Here is a 25,443-nt window from a genome sequence, read left to right as displayed (position 1 = left end):
AAAAAATAAGGAGCAATGACATGATTGAACGCTATACAAGACCTGAAATGAAAAAACTCTGGTCAGACGAAAACCGCTACAATACCTGGCTGGAAGTTGAGATTCTGGCTGACGAAGCTTGGGCAGAACTGGGCGAGATTCCAAAAGAAGATGTAGAAAAAATACGTCAGAACGCTTCTTTTGATATTGAACGGATTTTAGAAATTGAAAAAGAAACCAGACATGATGTGGTCGCTTTTACACGCGCAGTATCTGAAACGCTTGGCGAAGAGAAAAAATGGGTCCATTACGGATTGACCAGTACGGATGTTGTTGATACTGCATATGGATATCAGTTAAAGCAAGTCAATGACATTCTGCGTAAAGATCTGCAGAACTTGCTTGAAGTCATCGGCGAAAAAGCAAAAGAGCACAAATATACTGTAACAATGGGCAGAACACATGGTGTTCATGCAGAGCCGACGACTTTTGGGTTGAAACTGGCCTTATGGTATTCAGAAATGAAACGTCATATCGAGCGCTTTGAACATGCTGCTAAAGGAGTAGAAGCAGGGAAAATCAGCGGAGCAGTAGGCACATTTGCGAATATTCCGACCTTTGTTGAAAAATATGTCTGCGAAAAGCTGGGTACTCGTGCACAGGAAATCTCCACTCAGGTGCTGCCGCGTGATTTGCATGCTGAATATTTAAGCTCCATTGCGCTAATTGCAACGAGTGTAGAAAAATTTGCTACAGAAATTAGAGGACTGCAGAAATCGGAAACCAGAGAAGTGGAAGAAGGGTTCGCGAAAGGTCAAAAAGGCTCTTCGGCAATGCCACATAAACGCAATCCAATTGGTTCTGAGAATATGGCCGGACTGGCTCGAGTGATTCGCGGACATATGGTCACTGCTTATGAAAATGTCAGCTTATGGCATGAACGGGATATTTCTCACTCTTCTGCAGAGCGCATTATCCTGCCGGATAGCACGACTTTATTGAATTACATGCTGAATCGATTTGCGAATATCGTCCGTAATTTGACGGTGTTCCCTGAAAATATGAAACGTAATATGGATGCGACGCTTGGCTTGATCTACAGTCAGCGCGTCTTATTGAAACTGATCGATAAAGGTCTGAGCCGTGAAGCTGCTTATGATCTGGTTCAGCCACAAACAGCGATTGCCTGGGATGAGCAGAAGGCTTTCCGCCCACTGATTGAAGAAAATGAAACGATCATGTCTTATCTCTCGGCAGATGACGTAGCGGATACATTCGATTATCACTATCATTTGAGAAACGTCGATGAAATTTTTGAACGTGTCGGCTTAGCATAATTATAAAAACATCACTTTGTGTACGCTGCAAAGTGATGTTTTCATTTATTTTATCTATTTCAAAGAGGACGAAAATGACTGCATCGCTAGGAATAATATTGGATCAGAAAAAAGCGAAGGTCAATCAATTGCTGGAAAAGTCGAGTTTAATAAACATCAAATAGTTAAAAGGTATTTTTGAAACAGTCTAAATTAGTTTAACCTTTTAGTAATTTTGCTAAGTTTTTATTTCTAATGCCCGCTATGCCCCAGATAATTGAGAATAAAACAATGATTACGACAAGCAAAGATAGAGATAAGACGTTGTTTAAATTCAATAAATTTACAAATAAGTAATTGTACTTGCTATTACTTATAAATAGCGTATCAATTACGATAGCTGATAAATATGCAATGAAGAAATAAACAAAGAAAATCAAACCATTTTCTAACGAAATCATCTTAACAATATCACTTTTTGAAAAACCCTGACAGAATAAAACAGCAAACTCTTTTGTTCGATCATAAATATAGCCTTTATTAAGAAAAACTACGACTATACCAATAATAGCTGCTATTATTGTAGAACCTACGACTAAATTTCGAACTAGTGAATGATATATTCCAGATAAATCGCCATTCTTTAAATCATATTGCGAAGTAAATTGATAATCAGGAAAAATTTCTTTCAGTTCCTTGTATACACTATCAAAATTATTTACATCATCAACAACAACAATCATTTGATCATAACCAGTTCCCATAGCTTGTTTGAAATGTTCATAATCTTTGGCGATGGGTTCAGTATATTCTTCTGTTGCTTTATTTACTTTATAACTTTGTTTATGAAATTGGTAAGAATCTTCGCTCAATTTATTTTGAATATCACTTTGATCAATATATCCCGTGTATATAGGATAGGACGTAGATAAAGCATGCTGATATTTCGTATCATAAATACCAACAATTTTATATTCTTCAGCATTCGAATTGTTTTCATCAGAAATAACATCCAAGTCGATTCTAGTATTAACTAAGTCTAGGATATCTTCTGTTTCGGATAGGGTAAAAGCATATAAATCTGGAATTAATATCTCTTTTGAATGGTCCTTAGGGAATTCTCCTAAAATTATATCTACATCATTAAGGTTATAATTACGAATTACTGAAGACGGAACAGTTTGAGCCTTTAAAGAAAAAGTTATTGACTCGCCGCTGCGTATCTGATTAAGATCTTTTCTTAAAAAAGCAGGTACATTTTCATAGTCTAACCTATATTCAAATCTATTTCCTTCATAATCAAAATGAGATTGTACCCCTTCTACAACGGCTTCAAAGGTTTCAATGTTTTCAATATTAGCAATCTCATTGATATCAGCATTTGAAAAGCCAAGCCTTTCGCCATCATTACTTGCTAGAACATTATTGTTTCTAAGCTCATTTTCTAATTCGGAACTCAAAGTCTGAGTATTGAAGACAATTGTTTTATCATCAACACCTGCAAAAAAATTAGTAAAAGAATCTAATGATGCCGCCTGAAAAGCAGTAAAACTCAATATAAAGGATATTAGTATAATTATAATTGGTACACCTAACAAAAATAATCTTTTCTTTTTTCGGAACATACTTAAGAACGTATATGTAAAAATATGTTTTTTTGTTTTTATATTTTTAAATTTCTCTGGTTCTAGGCTATGCTCAGTATATTCATTTTCGTTTTTTTGATATGTTTTATTAATTTTTCCTTTTTCCAATTGATATAGTACATCTGCATATTCAAGAATCGAACTATCGTGAGTAATAATAAAAAACAATATCCCTTTATTTTTTAATTTAGTGATATAGTCCATTATTTTATCGGTCGTCATACCGTCCAAATTTCCCGTAGGCTCATCCAATAAAATAATTTTTGGAGATCCTAAAACGGCACGTCCGATTGCAACTCTCTGTTTTTGCCCGCCACTTATATTTTTAACATATTCATTTTTTAAACTTAGTAAATCCATACTTTCTAGAATGGAATAGATTTCATTGTCTTCGAAATTGCCTGATAAATAAAGATTTTCATAAACAGTTAATTGATCGAATAATTTAAAATCTTGAAAAACCATTTTTATGTGATCTGTTCTTAAACGATCCCAGTTTTGGTTTTTATATGTCTTACTGTCAACTCCAAATAACTCGTATGTTCCTTCATAATCGTTATCTAACCCAAATATTATATTGAATAGAGTGGTCTTTCCACTACCGCTTTCACCCGTTAAAACATGAAGATGATCCGGGTTATTAAGCTGAAGGCTAACGTTATCTAAAATAGTCTTTTTTCCAAATGTTTTAGTTAAATTTGAAATTTTTAACATACTATCCTCTTTTCTAAAATAAGCAAAATCCATATTCTATGAAATCTGAATACGGATATTATTATAGAGACTCCTAGTGATTAAAGATGGTGTAAAATGGACTTGAGATGATGCTGAGACTTGGCCTTTTTTTGTTGCAAAGGCGCAGAATAATGAACAGTACTATAACTTTGATGAGCGGCGCTATGGATTGATGAAACTTCACTTACTGAACCGTGCATTTGAAATTGGAACTAATCAGAACCATCTTGCATAGCACTCGTATCGCCAATTTTTAAAGCGCCAGGTACATCATATTTCTTCCAACCAGATGTCCAAGTTCTTTGAGCACCTGAAACATATGTAGGTAAAAATAAGTATAGGAACCACTAAATCAGCAATCCTCTTTCTTTTTTCTTCATAAAAATCCTTTTTTTGTTTGATAATTATAGTATATATATACAAACAATCAAGCGCAACCGAAAATAGTATTATCTTAACGAAGTCGCAATATGTTATTATGTTAATTGTCTAATGAGAATGGAGGAAATTGTTATGGGGAAAAAATTGTCCATAAAAAAAAATATAGTTACTTTATCACTGACTTTTGTTTCGTTTTTTGGTGTGTATGTTTTATTGAGTATTTATCAAGCTAACAATATTAGTGTTGTTCCTATTGAAGACACTAACAGTATTAATGTGGCAGATCACCCGCATACATTGTCAAGTAAGACTATAATATCTGGAGAAATTGAAGTAGATAGTTTTGAAGAAATAACCCATATAAATAAAGAGAAATTTGACACAGTTCTGTATATTGTCATCCATAAGCAACCTTCATTTTCTAGTCAAAATACATTTTCATTTAGCTTAGATGATGTACCCGACATAGAATCTATTGATAAAATTTCTATCGTATCAGGAGATGTTTACACAGGTGAAGGATCGGAACAAGGTTATTCCCTTGGAGACCTTCCCGATTTACCTAATCAGAAAGTGATCTGGGAAAAAACTGATAATTAATATACAACGCATTTCCATGAAACGATCTGTTCAATATACAGTCAGGTTCAGTGTGTTGTTTCAAGGAGGCCGAAAATGAAAGAATCGCTAGAAAAAATACTGGATCAGAAAAAAGCAAAGGTCAATCAATTGCTGGAAGAAGCCCAGGCTCAATACTTTGGAATACCGGAAGCAAAGCGGAAAAAAATGTTAAAACAATACATAAATGAAAGCGAACAGGGAGAAGCCATCCTTCAAATCGTGAAAGAAACAGCGAGCCTAATCAATCCATTAGGAAAAGGGATGCTCTTCGTCTGTGAGGATTACGCGAGTTATCTGGAGCAAATAGAAGCAATCAATGAAGCAGCCGCTTTTCCTTTCGAACACGACTGGGAGGAGTCTTGGAATCACCGGTCGCATCCATTGTATATTGCAGCTGTGAAAGATTATGTGGTGACTTTTGATACTTCAGAAGCTTACGACTTACACGAAGTAGATGCTATATTAAAAGGATAGAATATGTAGGTTGCATAAGGCAGAAACGGCTCTGTATTGTGTCAGATTCTCATCAATGCTAGACTGGAAATAATTTTAAACGAGGGTGGCATGGTTAAATGAAGTTGATGATGTTCAGTATAAGAGAAGACGAAAGACCGGCTTTGAAAGCGTGGGAAGAGCGAAATGGAGTGGAAGTGACACCGGTAACTGATCCTTTAACTTCTGAAAATGTTCAATTAGCAGAAGGTTATGATGGCATCTGTATTCAGCAGCGCGTGGATCTTACAGAAGAAACAATCTATGAGCAGTTGGAACAATTCGGGATTAAACAGATTGCTTTGAGGACTGCTGGTTATGACATTATTGATTTAGCGTTGGCAAAAAAACACCATCTTAAAATTACCAATGTTCCGGCCTATTCACCAACATCTGTTGCGGAACTTGTGGTGATGCAGGCGCTGCGCCTGATTCGAAACAATCCTATCTTGGAAGAGAACCAGTCTCGCGGCGATTTCCGCTGGGTCGGCTTGATTGCAAAGGAAATCAATACATTGACTGTCGGGATTATCGGAGCTGGAAAGATCGGCGGCACGGCGGCTAGGCTATTCCATGCTCTAGGAGCAACGGTGATAGCTTACGATCCAGTGCAGAGAACAGAAATGCAGGACATTTTAACATATGAACCGTCACAAAAAGCAGTGCTTGAAAAAGCGGACATTGTCAGTCTCCATGTGCCCTTAGATGAAACAACGACACATTTAATAGATGAAGCAGCATTGAATCAGATGAAATCTGACGCTTATATCATCAATGCAGCGCGCGGTCCTGTTGTGGATGTACCAGCATTGATCCAGGCATTGGAACAGAATAAAATTGCGGGTGCAGCCTTGGATACCTTGCCAAACGAGCAGCATTTCTTCAATCATGATCTATCCGGAAAAGACCTGTCGGATGAAAAACTAAAGAAATTAATGAACATGAATAATGTATTGATCACACCGCATATCGGATTTTATACGACTGTTGCTGTTCAAAATATGGTCGACAGTGCACTGGGAAGTGCGATGGACATTATTCAGTCCGGCCAGAGCGATAACGAAGTAAGTTAATAAATGAGGCTGCTTTGCTTTAGCAGAGCAGCCTGTATGAATAAATAAAAGAATAAATAAATAAGATTTTTAATAAAAAAATCTGTTCATAAAATTATATTATTTTCCTCCGCATATGATTCAGTCCAATCACATAACCTATTTATGATTGGAATCAGGCTCTTACCATAAGAAGTTAATGAGTATTCTACTTTAGGAGGTACAGTTGGATAAACTTTTCTAGAAATAATATGATTAATTTCTAATTCTTTCAACTGCTCCGTAAGTATTTTTTGTGTAATTGTTGGTATTAAACGCCTAAGTTCGGTAAATCTTTTTGTGTTATCTATTAAATACCAAAGAATGATTAATTTCTATTTTCCACCTATCAAGTCTATAGTAAGCCCCAAAGAACATATATAACTATTTTTAATTTTTCCCCTTTCTTCCTCGATAAAGTTATTCGTCTAGGTTTATCTTATTAATGCTCTTTCTCACTAGTGTTACATGCAACACTAGTGAGAAAGAGCATTAAATATACTGCAAGGCAAGACATTTGGTAATTGAAGAATAACAAGCAAAAAAATAGCAGTAAGGTCTCTTGACAAAGTATAGTTGCTATTCTTTTTTTAGGCCCTACTTTAATGAAATTTTTGTTTGGAGGGAACGACTTCATTCCTTTGATTATTTCAGTTGAATTTAATAGAGAAGCCTGGCGTCTATAAAGAAATACTTTTCTTGATGAGCGTCAATTTTTTTAACGGAAATCTATCCTATACTAAATTCAGTAAAGAAAAAGGAGGAATCAAAGAAAGCTATTTTAAACAAACCAAAATTATAGGAGGAATAAATCATGACTGAAAATAAAGCTACTCAAGAAAGAACACCCCAAGAAAGATTGCAAGAAGAACAAGAACACAAGGAACATGTTCATCATACGAAAATTAATGCAGCGGCCATTGCGGATCATCTTTTAGGCAACATGCATACATTACATGTGAAACTGCACCAATATCACTGGTATGTAAAAGGAGCCAATTTCTTTACGTTGCATGAAAAATTTGAAGAGTTGTATAACGAAAATGAAAAATGGTTCGACAAACTTGCGGAGCGTCTAATTACTTCTGGGCATAAACCTGCTTCGACAACGGTTGAATTTGAAAAATATTCGATGCTTTCGGAAGATGCAGTTAATAAATACGCTAAAGCAGAAGACATGGTTGAAAATATTATCGAGGACTTCAGAAGCACTCGTGACCTAACTATTCGCGCGATTCGTTTAGCTCAAGACGAGGGTGACGATGCTTTAGAAGATACATTGATTGCTTTTAAAAATGACTTAGACAAGAACATTTGGATGCTGCAAGCGTTCATTGGTAAAGAAGCATTAGAAGATGATGACGCTCTTGATGAGGATGAAGATTAAGGTAAAAGTAGAAGCTGATTTAGGGATTGGAATTCTTTCCAGTCCTTTTTTCATTTTCTTGATGTGCATCAATTTTTTTTGTAGTAATAGACTTATATAATAAAAGCAGCGAATATAAACAAAATAAATAAAGGGGGAGAATGAATTGACTAAACATACCCATCATGAAATTGGTGACCACGCAGCCTGTATCCGCTTGGTTCCAATATTCAATCACTTAGAGGATAGCGCGATGAATTACATTGCTGAAAAAGCCCACACGAAACAGTATCAAAAAGGAGAGTTTCTGTTTCGTTCACAAGAAAAAGAGGATACTTTATATATTATCAATCGTGGGAAAATCCGTATTTATCGATTGGCAGACTCTGGCAAAGAGCAGCTAGTGCGGATCTTGAACCCTGGTGATTTCACCGGAGAATGGACCTTGTTCAACCCGGATGCAGTACACGAGGAATATGCCGAAGCAACCCGAGATACCGTTGTCTGTATGATTCAGCAAAAAGATGTCCAAGATTTTCTGGAACAATACCCAGCTATTTCTTTAAAACTATTGGCGGAAATGTCTAAACGGTTAGAAAGTTCAGAACGTCAAACGACACAAGTAGCCGTGGAGAGTGTCATTACCCGTTTAGTTTTGTTTTTGGCAGAAAATGTGGAACCTGAAATGGGCCACTCTCCCACCATCACCCTGCCGATGGCAAAAAAGGACATTGCTTCCTATTTAGGAACGACACCTGAGACCATCAGTCGCAAATTTGGAGAATTGGAGGACGAGGGATTGATTCAACAGCTGTCTGGGAAAAGGATCAAGATTCAGGATTTAGATGATTTATTGCTTTACAGCGAATAATCGGACACACTTTTTTCTACACGTTGGTGTTCTGTCCCTCTTCATTAACAACGGGACAGAACTCAGTGTTTTTGCTTCCATCTGTCCGTTTTTGGCTTTTTTAAGACAGAACGACCTTCATTCATTGGAAAAATAAAAGCACAAACATGATAATCCTCAAGTTTCTTTGTTTTATTTTTCTTTAAGATAGGGTTGCCGAACAAAACGTAAAAATAAGTAGGGGTGAATGTGCATTATTTTTGGGTGATAGTTGCCATCACGTTGTCAGCAGCGGGTGCATTCTTTGTCGTCCCTTTCACCAAGAACACGATTGGCGGCGAAGCAAAAACGTCTAACGTTGTTGAGGCAGATAGGTTAGCTATGGAAAAAGAAGAGGAAGTTGTAAAAGGAGCCGGCGTAATCGGACACGGAAAAGTGGCGTATTACGAAGCGAGTGACCAGGGAGCTAAAAGTGAATTCACTGTTTGGTTTCCATGGAGCTTAGCCGGAATCTTGTTCAGCATCACCATGACTAGAATGACGCGAAAAATTGAAGAAATGGATCAAATAGAATGGAATTCGTATTAGGCGTTTTGAATCCCCATGCGGTGGAGATTGGTTCTGTTGTGATTCATTGGTATGGAGTCATTATTGCAGCGGGCATATTAGCGGCTCTCCAGTTGAGCACCAAGGAAGCAAAGAAAAAAGGACTGGAAGAGGATACCATTATCGATATGGCCTTATGGGCAATTCCGATTGGACTCCTCGGCGCTCGGCTTTATTATGTGTTATTTGAACTTGGTTATTATCTGCAAAATCCAGGACAAATCCTTGCGATTTGGAATGGCGGCATTGCGATTTATGGGGGATTGATTGCAGGAGGGGGTACGCTATATTGGTATGCAAAGAAAAAAGGTACTTCTTTGGCACTCGTTCTTGATATTTTAGCGCCCAATGTATTGTTAGCCCAGTCCATTGGTCGTTGGGGCAATTTTATGAATCAGGAAGCTCATGGTGGACCGGTTACTCGTCAATTCTTGGAAAATCTTTATTTACCTGAATTTATCATTGAACAAATGAATATCAATGGTACCTACTATCATCCGACTTTTTTATACGAGTCATTGTGGAGTTTGTTGGGCTTTGTCCTCATCGTCACTATACGGAACCGAAAACAGCTTTTGCGTCAAGGAGAAGTCGCTTTGAGTTACGTTTTGTGGTACTCAGTGGGTCGGTTCTTCATTGAAGGTATGCGAACGGACAGTTTATGGATTGGCGAGTGGATCCGCGTTTCGCAAGCCTTGTCTCTGGCCCTGTTTATTGGCGCGATTGTAGTATGGTTTATACGCAGACAAGACTATCCACCAATTTCTTATTATTCTGATGGCAATAAGGGGCAGAAAAAGACTATTAAGATGGTGAATTGAGCAAAAAGATAAAAAGAAGTGCAAAACTTGATAGTCGTCAATTTTCGTTTGCTAAAAGTGAGCTATACTACAGTTGTAAAGAGGAAAAGGCAGTGTTCATTAATCTGCTGCCGACAAAATAAAAACACATAAAGGAGATAGGAATTATGGAAAAAGCTATATTGCAATTAGAAACGTTGTCTTGTCCAAGTTGTATGCAAAAAATTGAAGGTGCCTTGAAATCAGTTAACGGTATTGATAAAGATAGCATTAAAGTATTATTCAACTCCAGCAAAGTCAAAACCAATTTTGATTCAGCTGTCACTTCGATTGAAGAGATTCAAAAAGCTATCGAAAACGTAGGCTATCCGGTCCTTAAAGCAAAAGTCAAGGCCGCTTAACAGATTAAATGAACTAGGCAATTCTGGAAGAAAAGCTATTTTTCCGGGATTGCTTTTTTTGTTGCAACCCGATTCGAGGTGCTTAGAAACGATAAAAGAGAACTTTCTAAACTTGATAGCCGTCAATTAATTACTTAGGCAATTATCTTATACTGTGTTTATCAATAAAAGAGAAATTAAATTTGGAGGGAAAAAGCATGCAACAATATATATTAAGCAAGAAAAATGTTATCACCGTCATCAGTGGATTGTTAATCGCACTCGGTTTCTTCAGTCACTTTGTTTTAGAAAACGTAGGACTTTCAGAGTGGTCTTTGATCATCGCCTCTGTCTTTGGGATTACGCCAATTGCCATTCAAGCGTTTCAAGCAATGAAAGTCAAAGTCGTCAGTATTGATGTCTTAGTCAGTATTGCAGCGATTGGTGCGCTTTTTATTCAAAATTATGAAGAGTCAGCTATTGTCACGTTCTTATTCTTATTCGGACACTACTTGGAACAACGAACATTGAACCAAACGCGATCTGCTATCAAAGAATTGACTGAAATGGCACCCGAAAGCGCCTTGAAACAAATGGATAATGGCGAATTTGAAGAAGTAGAAGTGGATGATGTAGATGAAGGGGATATCTTGCTCGTTAAAACGGGTGCGAAAGTTCCAGTAGATGGCACAGTCCTTACGGGTGAAGGGCATATCAATGAAGCTAGCATTACAGGTGAAGCTGTTCCGGTCAACAAGCTAGCTGATGCAGAAGTTTTTGCAGGAACCATTTTAGAAAACGGAACGATTCAAATCAGAGCTGATCGAGTTGGTGAGGACACCACATTTGGAAAAATTATTGAACTCGTGGAAGAAGCACAAGATTCTAAGTCCGAAGCGGAACGGTTCATTGATCACTTTTCTAAATACTACACACCAGCTGTCTTGGTTCTGGCAATTGTTGTATGGGCGTTCAGTCAAAATATTGAGTTAGCAATCACCATCTTGGTTCTAGGTTGCCCAGGCGCATTAGTTATCGGAGTGCCTGTCTCAAACGTTGCCGGTATTGGGAATGGTGCTCGTAACGGTGTTCTTTTAAAAGGGAGTGAAGTCATTCAAGACTTCAGCAATGTGGATACAATTGTATTTGATAAGACAGGTACTTTAACTGTCGGAAACCCAACTGTTGCAGCGACTGAACTGTATGAAAAGGATTCTGCTGAAACGCTTGGTTATCTGGCCAGTGTGGAACGGGAATCAGATCATCCGTTAGCAAAAGCGGTCTTAAATCAAATTGGAGAAACAAACTTTTATCCTGTTGAAGGAACTGAAGTCGTGAAAGGCGGCGGAATCGTTTCAAGTATAGCTGGACATAGAGTGGCTGTTGGGAATGTGGCCTTGATGGAAAAAGAAAAGGTCACTCTCAGCAAAAAAGTGCAAAAAGATGTCAAACGGTTTGAACAACAAGGGAACTCTCTCGTTTTGACAGCGGTCGACGGTGAATTAAAAGTACTGATGGGCATTCGCGACCAAGTCCGTCCGGGTGTGAAAGCTAATTTGCAGGAATTAAAAGACTTGGGCGTGAAAAATCTAGTCGTTCTTTCAGGAGATAACCAAGGAACCGTTGATGTGGTCGCAGGCGAACTTGGTTTGACCGAAGCTCACGGCCACATGTTGCCGGAAGACAAATCGGCTTATATCGGAAAACTCCAACAACGTGGTCAAATTGTAGCCTTTGTTGGAGATGGCGTTAACGATAGTCCGTCCTTAGCTTTAGCAGACATTGGCATCGCAATGGGAAGCGGAACGGACGTAGCGATTGAAACATCCGATGTCGTTTTAATGAACTCGAACTTCAGCAACTTGCCTCACGCATTAGGATTAGTAAAAGCCACCGCAAATAATATGAAACAAAATATCGTGATTTCAATTGGAGTAGTGTTGGTCTTGTTGACCAGCGTCTTCTTCAGCGAATGGATGAATATGTCTATCGGAATGTTGGTTCATGAAGGTAGTATCTTGGTGGTAATTTTCAATGGCATGAGATTAATGAAGTATAAGTTGAAAGGTCGAAAAGAACAAAAAGAAGTATCAGCACCTGCAGAGAAAGTAAAAATATCTTAAGAATAAATTAGAAGAGGCTGAGACAATAGTCCATCCTTGAAATGACAAAAGCGGAAACTCAGATTTTTAAATCTGGGATTTTCCGCTTTTTTGAGTTCTTGAAAAAAAATAAGAGTATAGAGTATGTTCTTTATAAAATTAATTTTCGTGTAAATGATTAAAAAATTTAATACCAAAATTTAATAATAAAATTTAAATTCCTATTAAGTTGTAAACATGAAATTGCTTATAATAGTGTATTGGAATTAAGGTAGATTGACAAAAGAGTGATCAAATAGGTATACTTAATTCAAATAATCGTTTGAATGTGAGGTGAGATGAATGGAAAACGTTTGCCAAGTGACTATCGTACATAAAGAAAAAGTAACTGTAATAAAAAATAAATTGGATCAAAAAGATTTTTCAAACTTACTTGTGTTAGGGAAATGTTTCAGCGATTCTTCTAGAATTAAAATTTTTTATGCTTTAGAAACCTATAAGGAAATGTGTGTCTGTGATTTAGCAGAAATACTTAATGCTAGTGTCGCTACAACGTCACACCATTTACGTTTTTTAAAAAAACATGGAATGGCAAAATCACGTCAAGATGGAAAAGTAGTTTATTACTCTTTAGCGAATGAAGACATCCTTTCCGCTATTCATGTTTTTTTAAAGTTATCAGAAAATCTATCTATGAAATCTTAGTTTGGAGGAAGTTATTTTGTTACAAAGTATTTTTTCAGCTATCGCTGTTTATATTTCTACCAGCATTGATTATTTGTTTATCTTGCTGATTATTTTTTCTCAAAGTCATACAAAAAAAGGGCTCCGTCAGATTTTTTGGGGTCAATATCTAGGAACAGGTATCTTAGTAGCCGTAAGTTTATTTGCAGCATATGTGCTGAATTTCATTCCGCAAGATTGGATCATTGGACTTCTTGGATTAATTCCAATTTATTTAGGTATTCGTGTCGCTGTGATAGGTGAAGAGGAGGAAGAAGAAGAGGAAGTCGTTGAAAAGCTTGAATCAAGAGGAACAAACCGCTTCTTTTGGACCGTTGCCTTAATAACCATTGCGTCAGGTGGCGATAACTTAGGGATTTATATTCCTTACTTTGCCTCGTTATCTTTTTCAGAGATTGTCACCGCTCTAATCGTATTTGCTATTTCTGTTGCGGTTCTTTGCTATGTCAGTTATAAATTAGCAAAAATTTCCTTTGTTTCCGAAACATTAGAAAAATATGAACGAATCATTGTTCCTATAGTGTTTATTGGTTTAGGAATTTATATATTGATCGAAAATGGTACGATTCAAACTTTATTAAGTTTATTTAATTAATAAATAGTTTGACTGTTAGCACAAAAAAGACATCGATTAAATCTCGTTGTCTTTTTTTGTGCTAACAGATTGGCGCATTATCCAAATAGTATCAAGCGATACATGAAATTACATAAATTCATGTATCTAATAGCTATTTTTTGTTAAAGTAAATGATTATATGCGAAGCGAGATTGGACAGAATGTATGGAGAGATGCCAATTGGTTACCTTTTAATCCAAATACTTTTGCAATAAAGACTTCTCTGTTAAATGTTCTGCTTACAGTGCCGTTTGGTTTTGGCATTCCTTTTATTGTAAAAGTAAATCTGAAGAAGATTGTCTTATCAGGATTCTTATTCAGTTTGCTTCTAGAAGGTATGCAGCTTTTGACAGCTCTAGCAATTGGATTTACATTCAGATATATTGATGTAAATGATTTGATTTTCAACACGATGGGTGCTGTTTTAGGTTATGGACTGTTTAAACTCTTTATGATAGTTTTCAAAAAGTTGATAAACAAATTTGAGGTATCAATGAATACGTTTTTGACTTATATTTATGAAACGGAATAAATGTAGTGGATCTGAATAGTTTAGTGTATAAAGTCTGATTCTAGTAATTTTCTGACTGTTAGTTTTTAGAATAGAAGGAATAAATATTTTATATTTGCAAGAGTTATGAAAAAAGGTCGATGTTTATCTGCAGCTGCAGATAAACATCGACCTTTTTTTGTTGCGTTCTATTATGCGTATCGATTAAAACGTACAGCTGCCGTCTTCGCAGACTCCACCGTCGTTGTCGTTCATCATTTGCAGTCCGGGCTTTAAGCCCATTTCGTCTGCAACTTTCTTCAGAGTTTCTTGGAAAAGTTCTTGAGGTTGAGCGCCGGAGATGGCGTATTTTCTTTCCAAGACAAAGAAGGGAACCCCTTGGACACCAATGGATCGTGCTTCTTGAATATCTCGAACGACTTCATCTGCATATTGATCACTGGAAAGGACTGCTTGAGCCTCTTCACGAGATAATCCTACTGATTCCGCAACGTTCAGCAATACTTCGTCATCATTTAAAGCCAGGTTGTCTGTGAAATGAGCAGCCAGCAATGCTTCATCAATTGCTGACCCTTTACCTTGGCTTTCCGCAAATTTAGCCAGACGATGGGCTTTTTTCGTATTTGCATTTTTCATTTTGGAAAAGTCGTAGTTCAAACCGACAGATTTTGCACGTTCCGTTACATTTTCAAACATACCTTCAATCTGAGCCTCAGACATCCCTTTTTTCTTCATCAAGCTTTCCTTAACTGGAGCATTATCGTCGGCAGATGTTGTAGGATCCAATTCATATGCTTTGAACTCAACGTCTACTTTACCCGTCAATCCAGTTTCTCTAATCGCTTGTTCTAATTCTCTTTTACCAATGTAGCAAAATGGACAGACGTAATCCGACCATACTTCGATTTTCATCACAAAAAGTCACTTCTCTTCCTAAAAGTAAGTTAAGTTTACTATAACAAGAGTACCGTATAAACACAATCTTATTTTGACTAGTCTTCTAAAACAAATATTTTTTTGCATTAAGAGGGTTTCTAAAAAGGTTCGTTTTTAAAGGTTTAATCTATTACCTATTTTATTATATGAAAAAATAAAGATATAAAATACGAACGATAATATAAAAAGAATCGGCAATTACTCGATAATAGGTTGACTATACTGACAGGGATATTTAGTATGAAGTTGGATAGATACATTGGATGATAAATGAAGATGATTGTTCGTTTTTTTAGGTTGTTAAGCAGGGAGGAGAAATGGATTTTGAATAAAAAAGAGTTGATTTACGAAGGGAAGGCGAAATGGCTTTTTGAGACGGATGAGCCTAATATTCTCTGGGTTACCTACAAAAACCAGGCAACTGCTGGGAACGGTGTGAAAAAAGAGGAGATTCTGGGTAAAGGCAAGCTGAACAATCAAATTACCAGTCTGATTTTTGACCACCTTGAGCAAAAGGGTATCAAAAGTCATTTCATCAAATCCCTTTCAGATACAGAGCAACTCATTCAAAAAGCAGATATGTTTGCTTTAGAAGTGGTTGTACGGAATGTAGCGGCAGGCAGTTTCTCCAAACGCTTAGGGGTAAAAGAAGGAACAGAGCTGGACTTTCCAGTCCTGGAATTTTATTTAAAAGAAGACGAGCTGAATGATCCAATCATCAATGAGGATCATATAAAGGTGCTGCAGCTCGCTGCCGAAGAAGAAATAGAACAAATTCAGCAGCAGGCGCTGAAAATCAATCAGGCATTGATCGAATTATTTAAACGCATCAATATTCGTTTGGTTGACTTTAAATTGGAATTTGGAAAAACGGCAGATAACAAGATTGTCTTGGCAGATGAAATTTCACCGGATACTTGTCGATTATGGGACTTGGACAATAATGACCGCCTCGACAAAGATGTCTTCCGGAAAGACTTGGGCGATATCATTCCGCTCTACCAGGAAGTGCTTGACCGCTTAATGCAACTTGATAAGGAGACGATGCACAATGTATAACGTAAAAGTTTATGTGACCTATAAAGAATCTATTTTAGATCCACAAGGCGAAGCCGTTCGTGGAGCCGTCCATCGTATGGGCTTTGATGAAATTGAGGACATTCGAATCGGAAAATATTTCGAGATCAAAGTGGCGAAACAATCAGACCGTACAGTAGAGGAAACCATTGAAGCAATCTGCGATAAATTATTAGCCAACGTCGTTATGGAAAGTTACCGATATGAGATTGAAGCAGTAAAGGAGACGGTTTAATAATGCGGTTTGCAGTTATTCAGTTTCCCGGGTCCAATTGTGACGTTGATCTGCTGCATGCGATTAGAGATGGTGTCGGTGAACAAGCAGAGTATGTATCGCACACGGAAAACAGCTTGGAAGGATTTGACGGAGTGCTGCTTCCCGGCGGATTCTCATATGGAGATTATTTGCGCAGCGGTGCTATCGCGCGGTTTTCAAATATTATGAGCGAAGTACAGCGGTTTGCAGAAGAAGGGAAGCCGGTCTTTGGGACGTGTAACGGATTCCAGATATTAGTAGAAGCTGGCTTACTTCCAGGAGCACTGCAGAGAAATAGAGATCTTCATTTCATCTGCAAATCCGTTCAGTTGACTGTTGAAAATAGTCAAACCAAATTCACTTCATTATATGAACAAGGTGAACAGTTGACGATTCCGATTGCTCATGGAGAAGGCAGTTATTATTGTGATCCTGAGACCCTGCAGGAATTAAAAGACAACAATCAAATCGTCTTTACCTATGCCTCAGAAAATCCGAATGGATCTGTAGAAAACATTGCTGGAGTCATTAATAAACAGGGAAATGTGCTGGGGATGATGCCGCACCCGGAACGAGCAACAGAAGACTTGCTCGGTTCCAGTGATGGATTGCGATTCTTCCAGTCTATGATCAAAAACTTCGCGAAGGAGACGGTCAACGTATGAAAACCATCCAAGAACCCTCAGCAGAAATGATTCGAGACCAGCGCATCTATGCAGAATGGGGACTGACGGACGAAGAGTACCGTATGATTTCAGAAGACATTTTAAAAAGACTGCCGAACTACACAGAAACTGGATTGTTCTCAGTGATGTGGAGTGAACACTGTTCTTATAAAAATTCCAAACCTGTTCTGCGCAAGTTTCCGACAAGCGGGCCGCAAGTACTGCAAGGGCCCGGAGAAGGTGCCGGAATTGTCGATATCGGAGACGGCCAAGCAGTCGTATTCAAAGCAGAAAGCCACAACCATCCCTCTGCCGTAGAACCGTATGAAGGAGCAGCTACAGGTGTCGGCGGCATTATTCGCGATATTTTCAGTATGGGTGCTCGTCCGATTGCTTTATTAGACTCGCTGCGCTTTGGCGAACTGGATAATGAGCGGACAAAATATTTACTGGAAGAAGTCGTTGCCGGAATTGGTGGATACGGAAATTGTATCGGAATCCCGACGGTAGGCGGCGAAATCGGCTTTGATCCAGTTTATAAAGGAAACCCGCTTGTGAATGCGATGTGTGTCGGGCTGATCGATCATAAAGACATCCAAAAGGGCCAGGCAAAAGGTGTCGGCAATACGATCATGTATGTAGGCGCGAAAACCGGGCGTGACGGGATTCACGGGGCGACTTTTGCTTCTGAAGAATTCAGTGATGAAGAAGAGTCTGAACGCTCAGCAGTACAAGTCGGCGATCCGTTTATGGAAAAACTGTTAATGGAAGCCTGCCTTGAGCTGATTCAAGGTCATCAAGACATTTTGGTCGGAATCCAGGATATGGGTGCTGCGGGACTTGTTTCGTCCAGTGCGGAAATGGCTTCTAAAGCCGGAAGCGGACTGATTTTGAATCTTGATGACGTGCCGCAGCGTGAAACCAATATGACACCTTATGAAATGATGCTGTCAGAGTCTCAGGAACGCATGCTGATTTGTGTGGAAAAGGGTTCAGAAGACCGCGTTAAAGAACTGTTTTCCAAATATGAATTGGACGCAGTGAATATCGGACAGGTAACAGATGACGGTCAATACCGCTTGTTCCATAAAGGCGAACCGGTTGCTGATCTGCCCGTAGATGCTTTAGCAGAAGAAGCACCGGTTTATCATAAGCCTTATACAGAACCGGAACGCATCAAACGATTCAAAGAAATGAAGACATTTGAACCGGCGATAAAAGATGCTGGAGAAACACTGAAACAGTTATTGCAGCAGCCGACGATTGCCTCTAAAAAATCAATATTTGAAACATATGACTCAATGGTCAGAACCAATACGGTTGTCGGACCGGGAAGCGATGCAGCCGTTCTGCGGATTCGTGGTACGCAAAAAGGGCTGGCAATGACAACAGACTGCAATGCCAGATATCTTTATCTGAACCCTGAACGAGGCGGACAACTGGCAGTTGCCGAAGCGGCGAGAAATATCGTAGCGAGCGGCGGAGAGCCTTTAGCGATCACAGACTGTTTGAATTACGGGAATCCAGATAAACCAGAAGTGTTCTGGGAATTATGGACTTCCGCTGATGGGATTTCGAAAGCTTGTGAAACACTTGGAACACCGGTCATTTCAGGGAATGTCTCTTTATATAATGAGACCAACAAAGAAGCGATTTATCCGACTCCAATGATCGGAATGGTCGGATTAGTCAAAGACCTGTCGCATGTGACAACTTCTGATTTTAAACAAATCGGTGACAGAATCTTTGTTGCAGGCGAAACAAAGCCTGATTTTAATGGTACAGAGATTCAGAAAATGCAGCTTGGCAGAATCGAAGGCGAGCTGTTTGACTTTGATCTTGAAAAAGAGAAACTGATTCAGTCAAAAGTTCTGGAAGCCATTCGTCAAGGCTGGGTGCAAAGCGCTCATGATTTATCTGAAGGCGGACTTGCGGTTGCTTTAGCAGAATCAGCTTTCAAAAATCAGTTAGGTTTCAACGTAACAGCCGATATGCCGAAAGAATGGTTGTTTTCTGAATCGCCTTCGAGGTTCGTTCTTTCCGTTAAACCGGAACATGCAGAAGCAGTACAAAAACTGTTCCAGCAGTCGGCTGAAGAGATCGGCGAAGTCACAGCTGACAGAGTAGCTGTTATTAAAACAAAGAATCAAATCATCAAACAAGATATCAATGAACTGAAAACAATTTGGGAGGAGGCCATTCCTTGGTTGCTGAAATCAAAAGCTTAAATGAAGAATGCGGCGTTTTTGGCGTCTGGGGTCATCCGGATGCAGCGAGATTGACTTACTTCGGTCTGCACAGTCTTCAGCACAGAGGGCAGGAAGGTGCTGGAATTGTTGCCAATCATCAGGGGCGCTTGAAAGGCCACCGCGATTTAGGGCTGCTTTCAGAGGTGTTTAAAGATGAAAGAGAGATTGAACGATTGACTGGAGAAGCAGCGATCGGACACGTACGCTACAGCACAGCCGGCAGCAACAGCATTTTAAATATCCAGCCGTTTTTGTTTAAATTCCATGATGAAGAAATTGCACTGGCGCATAATGGCAATCTCATCAATGCCTCGACTTTAAGAAGGGGATTAGAAAAAGAGGGCGCTATTTTTCACTCTAACTCAGACACTGAAGTCTTGATGCACTTGATTCGCAGAAGCAAAAGAGCCACGCTAATGGAAAGAATCAAAGAAAGTCTGAATGCGATCAAAGGTGCCTTTGCTTATTTGATGATGACGCCGGATGCAATGATTGGTGCACTCGACCCAAACGGATTTCGTCCCTTGTCAATCGGACAGATGGAGAACGGGGCTTACGTATTGGCCAGCGAAACATGTGCGCTTGATGTTGTCGGGGCAACCTTTGTCCGCTCCGTACAGCCAGGAGAAATCGTCATCATAAACGACGAAGGCTACACGATCGACACGTACACAGAAGACACACTGATGCAGATCTGTTCTATGGAATACATCTACTTTGCCAGACCTGATTCTAATATTGCCGGAGTTAACGTGCATACGGCTAGAAAAAATATGGGCAGAACCCTAGCGAAAGAAGCACCGATCGAAGCCGACATGGTGATCGGGGTTCCCAATTCTTCATTATCCGCAGCAAGCGGGTATGCAGAAGAGAGCGGTATCCCTTATGAGATGGGACTGGTCAAAAATCAGTATGTGGCTAGAACATTTATTCAACCGACGCAAGAACTCCGCGAACAAGGGGTGCGGATGAAACTTTCTGCCGTCAGAGGGGTAGTTGCCGGGAAAAAAGTGATCATGGTAGATGATTCGATCGTACGCGGCACGACCAGCAAACGGATCGTACAATTACTGAAAGACGCCGGAGCAGCGGAAGTTCATGTCCGAATCTCTTCGCCGCCACTTAAGTATCCCTGTTTTTACGGAATTGATATTCAAAACCAAAAAGAACTGATTGCAGCGGATCATTCAGTTGAAGAAATCAGAGAAGCCATCGGGGCAGACAGTCTGTCCTTTTTAAGCATTGAGGGAACAGTGGATTCCATCGGATTGAAATTTGATGCTCCTCATAATGGACTTTGTATGGCGTATTTTACAGGGGATTATCCAACCCCGTTATTTGATTATGAAACGGACTATTTAAATACACTGGAAAAAATCAATGAACGAAATCCGATGATGGCGTAATAGTAACTTTTATCAAAAAAGCAATCAGGAGGTCCATTTAAATGGGAAATGCGTATACCAATGCTGGAGTAGATGTAGAAGCTGGTTACGAAACAGTTGAACGAATCAAGAAACATGCGAAACGAACAGAGCGCCTGGGAGTGATGGGGGCGTTGGGCGGATTTGGCGGCGCATTTGATTTATCCAGTATAAAGGTAAAAGAACCTGTACTGGTTTCTGGAACAGATGGAGTAGGGACCAAGTTATTGCTGGCTATTCAACAAGACAAACACGACACGATCGGAATTGATTGTGTCGCAATGTGTGTGAATGACATTTTGGCTCAGGGAGCAGAACCGCTGTATTTTCTGGATTATATTGCAGCAGGCAAGACGGTTCCAGAAAGAATGGAACAAATTGTTTCCGGAGTCTCTGATGGTTGTGTACAAGCTGGTGCAGCGTTGATCGGGGGAGAAACTGCTGAGATGCCGGACATGTATGGAGAACAAGAGTATGATCTTGCAGGATTTTGTGTAGGCGTGGCTGAAAAGACTGAACTGTTAACGGCCGACAAAGTAAAACCCGGAGATGTACTGATTGGTCTGCCTTCTAGCGGAATCCACTCAAACGGGTATTCTTTAGTCAGAAAAGTGTTTTTTGAACAGAACGGGTATACATTAGATACACGATTTGATGAACAGAACGGCAAGACGTTAGGAGAAGTATTGCTGGAACCGACTAAAATTTATGTTTCTTCAGTGCTGCCGTTAATCAGAGAACAGTTGATTCATGGTATCTCACACATTACAGGCGGGGGATTTGTGGAAAATCTGCCTCGAATGCTTCCAGAAGGACTGACAGCAGAAATCAAAAAAGGGACTTGGAAAGTACCGGAGATTTTCAATTTGCTGGAAAAAGAAGGAAATCTGAATTCAAAAGAAATGTATGAGATTTTCAATATGGGGATTGGAATGGTCTTGGCGGTCTCTCCAGAGCTGACTGAACAAGTGTTAAATAAACTGGAACGAACGGGAGAACAAGGAACGGTTATAGGGGAAGTTATCGAAAAAAGCATTGAACAGAATGAGGCGATCGTATTTGGATAATCAGAACCGTTTCAGAATGGCAGTCTTTGCTTCGGGCAGCGGCACAAACTTTGAAGCGATTGTCCAAGCCGGAAAAGCAGGGGAACTGGATGCGGAAATCGGCCTTTTAATATGCGATAAACCAGATGCTTACGTTATAGAACGGGCAAAACAGTTCAGCATTCCATTTGTTATGCTGAAGCCGGAACAGTTTCCAGATAAAGCAGCGTACGAGGAAGAGATACTGATTCAATTAAACCAGGAAAACATCGACCTGATTGTACTAGCCGGATATATGCGCATCATAGGACAAACCTTGCTTCAAGCTTATCCGAACCGCATCTTGAATATTCATCCTTCTTTGCTGCCGCTTTATCCAGGGAGACAAGGGATTGCAGACGCCTATAAGGATGGCGCGGCGGAAACAGGCGTCACCGTGCACTTGGTTGATCAAGGGATTGATACCGGACCTATCCTTGCTCAAGAAAAAATAACCGTTGAATCAACAGACACGCTGGAAACTCTTGAAGAAAAGATACATACTCTAGAGCATATGATGTATCCTAGAGTTATTGAGTTTTATATTGAAAAGCTGAAAAAGGAGCAGGTTAGAACATGAAGCGAGCACTGATCAGTGTATCAGACAAGACAGGTATTGTAGATTTTGCGAAAGCATTATCGGAGCAGGAAATTGAAATTATTTCTACTGGCGGAACAAAAAGCGTATTAGAAAAAGCCGGTATTTCAACCATTTCAATTGAAGCGGTAACGGGTTTTCCTGAAATGATGGATGGCAGGGTAAAAACGCTGCATCCGCTTATTCATGGAGGATTACTTGGACGCAGAGAATTGAACAGTCACATGGATGCGATGGAAGAGCACGGCATTACACCGATCGACTTTGTATGCGTAAATCTTTATCCATTTAAAGAAACGATCTCCAAGACAGGCGTTACACCTGAAGAAGCGATTGAACAGATCGATATCGGCGGACCGAGTATGCTGCGCAGTGCAGCGAAGAATTTTGCTGCGGTCACAGTCGTTGTAGATGCTGATGATTACAGCAAAGTCATTGATGAATTGAAAGCAGATGGTCAAACCAGTCTGGAAACCAGAAAAACATTAGCAGCAAAAGTGTTTCGTCATACAGCCCGATATGATGCGCTCATTGCAGACTACCTGACAGAACGATCTGGCGAAGAAGACAGAGAATCAGTTACTCTGACGTACAATAAAAAACAGACATTGCGCTACGGTGAAAACAGTCATCAATCAGCTGTATTTTACGAAGACCCAATGGCAGGTCCGTTCTCAATTGCAAAAGCTGAACAATTACACGGAAAAGCATTATCTTATAATAATATCAAGGATGCGGATGCTGCGATTCGAATGGCACGTGAATTCGACGAACCGGCTGCTGTGGCAGTGAAACATATGAATCCATGCGGAATCGGAATCGGAGATACGATCGAAGAAGCCTTTGACCGTGCGTATGAAGCGGACAGCATCTCGATCTTTGGCGGAATTGTTGTCTTGAACCGTGAAGTCACACTTGAATTGGCTGAAAAACTGCATAAGATTTTCCTGGAAATCGTTATTGCACCAGCGTTTACAGAAGCCGCTTTTGAAAAATTAAGTTCTAAGAAAAATATTCGCCTGTTGAAGCTGGATTTTTCAGAAGCTGCATCAGCAGGAAAAGAATTTGTTTCTGTTTTAGGCGGTTTATTGATCCAAGACCAGGACTGGATAGCAGAAACAGATAAACCGGAATGGAAAGTCGTGACAGAGACGGAACCAACACCAGAGCAATTAAAAGCCCTAGAGCTGAACTGGAAAGTTGTGAAACACGTTAAAAGTAATGCTATTGTAGTTGGAAATACAAATCGTACTTTAGGCATCGGAGCTGGGCAGATGAACCGTGTCGGTGCAGTGAAGATTGCCATTGAGCAAGCTGGGGAACTGGCAGAAGGTGCCGTTCTGGCCAGCGATGCCTTTTTCCCAATGAACGACAGTGTGGAGTATGCAGCAAAACATGGCATCAAAGCCATTATTCAACCAGGCGGAAGCATCAAAGACCAAGACTCGATCGATAAAGCCAATGAATACGGCATTGCCATGGTGACAACGGCTACGCGTCACTTCAGACATTAAGAAAGTCAGATGAACGAAAGAGAGGGTGCCTTCTCTTTCGTTTTTTAACAGAAAAAACGAAAAGAGGAATAAAAATGAAGCTTCTGGTTATCGGCAGCGGCGGACGCGAGCATGCCATCGCAAAAAAACTGAAAAAAAGTCCCAAAGTCCACTCTGTTTACTGTCTTCCGGGAAATCCTGGTATGAAAAGAGATGGTATTGAAACTGCAGCGATTGAGCAAGATGATCATAAAAGCCTAATTGAATTTGCTAAAAACCATAAAGTGGCTTGGACGATTATAGGACCAGAAGTCCCGCTTTTTAATGGTCTGGCAGATGCATTTGAAGCGGAAGGGTTAAAAGTTTTTGGTCCTTCGCAAGCCGCAACACAAATTGAAGCGTCAAAACGTTTTGCAAAACAACTGATGACCCAGCAAAGGATTCCGACAGCTGACTATCAGACGTTTACCGATTATGAGACCGCCAAAGCCTATCTTGCTGAACAGGGGGCGCCGATTGTAATCAAAGCCGACGGACTAGCTGCCGGAAAAGGGGTAGTGGTGGCAGAAACCGCTGCAGAAGCCCAAACAGCTCTAAAAGAAATGATGCAAGATAATAAGTTTGGAGATTCTTCAGCAAGCGTGGTCATTGAAGAATGCTTGATTGGAGAAGAATTTTCACTAATGGCCTTTGTCAACGGAGACCAGATTTATCCTATGCCGATTTCTCAAGACCACAAGCGACTGCTGGAGCAGGACAAAGGGCCTAATACAGGCGGGATGGGGGCTTATGCTCCGGTGCGGCATATTCCGGAAGCAACAGTTGATGCAGCAATTGAAAAAATCCTTGTGCCTGCAGCAAAAGGGATGAGTGCAAAGGGTGCACCATTTAAAGGTATTTTGTATGCTGGGATCATTGCAACGGATGAAGGACCAAAAACGATAGAGTTCAATGCGCGCTTTGGAGACCCGGAAACACAAGTAGTACTGAATCGTCTTGAGTCTGATTTGGCTGAGGTCATTACGTCAGTGTTGGAAGGGAAGGAGCCGGAATTGAAGTGGAAACAGGAAGGGATAGACCTTGGGGTAGTAGTAGCAGCAAAAGGTTATCCAGAAGCTTATGAAAAAGAAATCCCATTAGACTTAACCGCTTCAGAGTCGGTAGAACTTTTCTTTGCTGGAGTAACTGAAAGGAATCAGCAGCTCGTTTCAAATGGCGGAAGAATCTACTTGGCAGCCGCAGCAGGAGAAACCATCGAAGCAGCACAATCGCTCATTTATGATTGGCTGAATCAAAACGATAAACAGCAGTTAATCTACCGAAAAGATATAGGAGACAAAGCAAAGCAGAAGAATTGTAAATAAAAGCTTTGTGTGAACTTATTCAAGTAACGAAACTGTAATAAAGAAATCGGCTCAATCTGT

Annotated in this window: 25 protein-coding genes; 22 read left to right on the top strand and 3 right to left on the bottom strand. The window is 39.8% G+C overall.

Translation table 11 applies throughout. The features are described from left to right. Positions 1–20 precede the first annotated feature (20 nt). Positions 21–1,316 carry an adenylosuccinate lyase gene (gene purB / locus B6F02_RS02285; RefSeq protein ID WP_080145791.1) on the top strand — a complete coding sequence of 432 codons (1,296 nt, stop codon included), beginning with the start codon at positions 21–23 and terminating at the stop codon, positions 1,314–1,316. 197 nt (positions 1,317–1,513) lie between these two features. Here the strand turns inward: purB and B6F02_RS02280 are convergent, their stop codons facing one another. Next, a complete protein-coding gene (locus B6F02_RS02280; protein WP_179128505.1) occupies positions 1,514–3,655 on the bottom strand; it encodes an ATP-binding cassette domain-containing protein in 2,142 nt (713 codons plus the stop codon). Positions 3,656–4,189: 534 nt separating this feature from the next. On the opposite strand from B6F02_RS02280, the gene B6F02_RS02275 reads away from it, so the two are divergent. From B6F02_RS02275 to B6F02_RS02265, 3 genes are all read left to right on the top strand, one after another. Then, positions 4,190–4,657, top strand: coding sequence for a hypothetical protein (locus B6F02_RS02275; protein WP_080145789.1), 468 nt, complete (start codon positions 4,190–4,192; stop codon positions 4,655–4,657). A 75-nt stretch (positions 4,658–4,732) separates the two neighbouring features. Further along, a complete protein-coding gene (locus tag B6F02_RS02270; protein ID WP_080145788.1) occupies positions 4,733–5,152 on the top strand; it encodes a hypothetical protein in 420 nt (139 codons plus the stop codon). 98 nt (positions 5,153–5,250) lie between these two features. Further along, a complete protein-coding gene (locus tag B6F02_RS02265; RefSeq protein WP_080145787.1) occupies positions 5,251–6,243 on the top strand; it encodes a D-2-hydroxyacid dehydrogenase in 993 nt (330 codons plus the stop codon). Between the two features lie 86 nt (positions 6,244–6,329). Here the strand turns inward: B6F02_RS02265 and B6F02_RS02260 are convergent, their stop codons facing one another. Further along, positions 6,330–6,590 carry a winged helix-turn-helix transcriptional regulator gene (locus B6F02_RS02260; RefSeq protein ID WP_256864639.1) on the bottom strand — a complete coding sequence of 87 codons (261 nt, stop codon included), beginning with the start codon at positions 6,588–6,590 and terminating at the stop codon, positions 6,330–6,332. A gap of 485 nt (positions 6,591–7,075) precedes the next feature. On the opposite strand from B6F02_RS02260, the gene B6F02_RS02255 reads away from it, so the two are divergent. The 9 genes from B6F02_RS02255 to B6F02_RS02215 all read left to right on the top strand — a co-directional run bounded on the left by B6F02_RS02255 (position 7,076) and on the right by B6F02_RS02215 (position 14,257). Continuing rightward, entirely contained in the window at positions 7,076–7,648 is a 573-nt protein-coding gene (locus B6F02_RS02255) for a Dps family protein (RefSeq protein WP_002292150.1), read from the top strand. A 145-nt stretch (positions 7,649–7,793) separates the two neighbouring features. Beyond that, the gene (locus tag B6F02_RS02250; protein WP_143745185.1) at positions 7,794–8,498 is read left to right on the top strand and encodes a Crp/Fnr family transcriptional regulator; all 705 of its coding nucleotides are present in this window, start codon (positions 7,794–7,796) and stop codon (positions 8,496–8,498) included. Between the two features lie 228 nt (positions 8,499–8,726). Continuing rightward, on the top strand, positions 8,727–9,065 hold the full coding sequence (locus B6F02_RS02245; protein WP_080145786.1) for a hypothetical protein: 339 nt from the start codon (positions 8,727–8,729) through the stop codon (positions 9,063–9,065). Next, positions 9,050–9,904, top strand: a complete 855-nt coding sequence (lgt, locus tag B6F02_RS02240; RefSeq protein ID WP_003109035.1) for a prolipoprotein diacylglyceryl transferase — start codon at positions 9,050–9,052, stop codon at positions 9,902–9,904. The genes B6F02_RS02245 and lgt overlap by 16 nt, the downstream gene beginning before the upstream one ends. A gap of 146 nt (positions 9,905–10,050) precedes the next feature. Then, positions 10,051–10,284 carry a heavy-metal-associated domain-containing protein gene (locus tag B6F02_RS02235; RefSeq protein ID WP_003125439.1) on the top strand — a complete coding sequence of 78 codons (234 nt, stop codon included), beginning with the start codon at positions 10,051–10,053 and terminating at the stop codon, positions 10,282–10,284. 197 nt (positions 10,285–10,481) lie between these two features. Beyond that, positions 10,482–12,386 (top strand): heavy metal translocating P-type ATPase, encoded by a 1,905-nt coding sequence (locus B6F02_RS02230; protein WP_080145785.1) that lies wholly within the window; start codon positions 10,482–10,484, stop codon positions 12,384–12,386. Between the two features lie 321 nt (positions 12,387–12,707). Beyond that, a complete protein-coding gene (locus B6F02_RS02225; protein WP_080145784.1) occupies positions 12,708–13,070 on the top strand; it encodes an ArsR/SmtB family transcription factor in 363 nt (120 codons plus the stop codon). 16 nt (positions 13,071–13,086) lie between these two features. Further along, a complete protein-coding gene (locus tag B6F02_RS02220; protein ID WP_080145783.1) occupies positions 13,087–13,704 on the top strand; it encodes a CadD family cadmium resistance transporter in 618 nt (205 codons plus the stop codon). Positions 13,705–13,864: 160 nt separating this feature from the next. After that, positions 13,865–14,257: a VanZ family protein gene (locus tag B6F02_RS02215; protein ID WP_080145782.1), complete on the top strand. Its 393-nt coding sequence runs from the start codon at positions 13,865–13,867 to the stop codon at positions 14,255–14,257. 183 nt (positions 14,258–14,440) lie between these two features. Here the strand turns inward: B6F02_RS02215 and B6F02_RS02210 are convergent, their stop codons facing one another. Continuing rightward, complete coding sequence (locus B6F02_RS02210; RefSeq protein WP_080145781.1) at positions 14,441–15,148, bottom strand: DsbA family oxidoreductase; 708 nt, start codon at positions 15,146–15,148, stop codon at positions 14,441–14,443. A gap of 348 nt (positions 15,149–15,496) precedes the next feature. Here B6F02_RS02210 and purC point away from each other — a divergent pair, with 348 nt between their 5' ends. The 9 genes from purC (at position 15,497) to purD (ending at position 25,383) form a co-directional block, all read left to right on the top strand. Next, positions 15,497–16,231, top strand: coding sequence for a phosphoribosylaminoimidazolesuccinocarboxamide synthase (purC, locus tag B6F02_RS02205; protein ID WP_080145780.1), 735 nt, complete (start codon positions 15,497–15,499; stop codon positions 16,229–16,231). Then, positions 16,224–16,484, top strand: coding sequence for a phosphoribosylformylglycinamidine synthase subunit PurS (purS, locus tag B6F02_RS02200; protein ID WP_080145779.1), 261 nt, complete (start codon positions 16,224–16,226; stop codon positions 16,482–16,484). The genes purC and purS overlap by 8 nt, the downstream gene beginning before the upstream one ends. Positions 16,485–16,486: 2 nt before the next feature. Beyond that, positions 16,487–17,170 carry a phosphoribosylformylglycinamidine synthase subunit PurQ gene (gene purQ / locus B6F02_RS02195; protein ID WP_080145778.1) on the top strand — a complete coding sequence of 228 codons (684 nt, stop codon included), beginning with the start codon at positions 16,487–16,489 and terminating at the stop codon, positions 17,168–17,170. Beyond that, positions 17,167–19,398 carry a phosphoribosylformylglycinamidine synthase subunit PurL gene (purL, locus tag B6F02_RS02190; protein WP_080145777.1) on the top strand — a complete coding sequence of 744 codons (2,232 nt, stop codon included), beginning with the start codon at positions 17,167–17,169 and terminating at the stop codon, positions 19,396–19,398. Before purQ ends, purL begins: the two co-directional genes overlap by 4 nt. Continuing rightward, a complete protein-coding gene (gene purF / locus B6F02_RS02185) occupies positions 19,374–20,825 on the top strand; it encodes an amidophosphoribosyltransferase (protein WP_080145776.1) in 1,452 nt (483 codons plus the stop codon). The genes purL and purF overlap by 25 nt, the downstream gene beginning before the upstream one ends. 41 nt (positions 20,826–20,866) lie before the next feature. Beyond that, positions 20,867–21,910, top strand: coding sequence for a phosphoribosylformylglycinamidine cyclo-ligase (gene purM, locus B6F02_RS02180; RefSeq protein ID WP_080145775.1), 1,044 nt, complete (start codon positions 20,867–20,869; stop codon positions 21,908–21,910). A gap of 16 nt (positions 21,911–21,926) precedes the next feature. Then, positions 21,927–22,508: a phosphoribosylglycinamide formyltransferase gene (gene purN, locus B6F02_RS02175; protein WP_256864638.1), complete on the top strand. Its 582-nt coding sequence runs from the start codon at positions 21,927–21,929 to the stop codon at positions 22,506–22,508. After that, on the top strand, positions 22,505–24,040 hold the full coding sequence (gene purH / locus B6F02_RS02170) for a bifunctional phosphoribosylaminoimidazolecarboxamide formyltransferase/IMP cyclohydrolase (RefSeq protein ID WP_080145773.1): 1,536 nt from the start codon (positions 22,505–22,507) through the stop codon (positions 24,038–24,040). The genes purN and purH overlap by 4 nt, the downstream gene beginning before the upstream one ends. Before the next feature lie 74 nt (positions 24,041–24,114). Continuing rightward, a complete protein-coding gene (purD, locus tag B6F02_RS02165) occupies positions 24,115–25,383 on the top strand; it encodes a phosphoribosylamine--glycine ligase (RefSeq protein WP_080145772.1) in 1,269 nt (422 codons plus the stop codon). The last annotated feature ends 60 nt before the right edge of the window (positions 25,384–25,443 follow it).

Origin of the sequence: Marinilactibacillus piezotolerans (genome assembly GCF_900169305.1) — a bacterium.
In the GTDB taxonomy this organism is placed as follows: domain Bacteria; phylum Bacillota; class Bacilli; order Lactobacillales; family Carnobacteriaceae_A; genus Marinilactibacillus; species Marinilactibacillus piezotolerans_A.
This window is presented reverse-complemented; position numbering and strand designations above follow the sequence as displayed.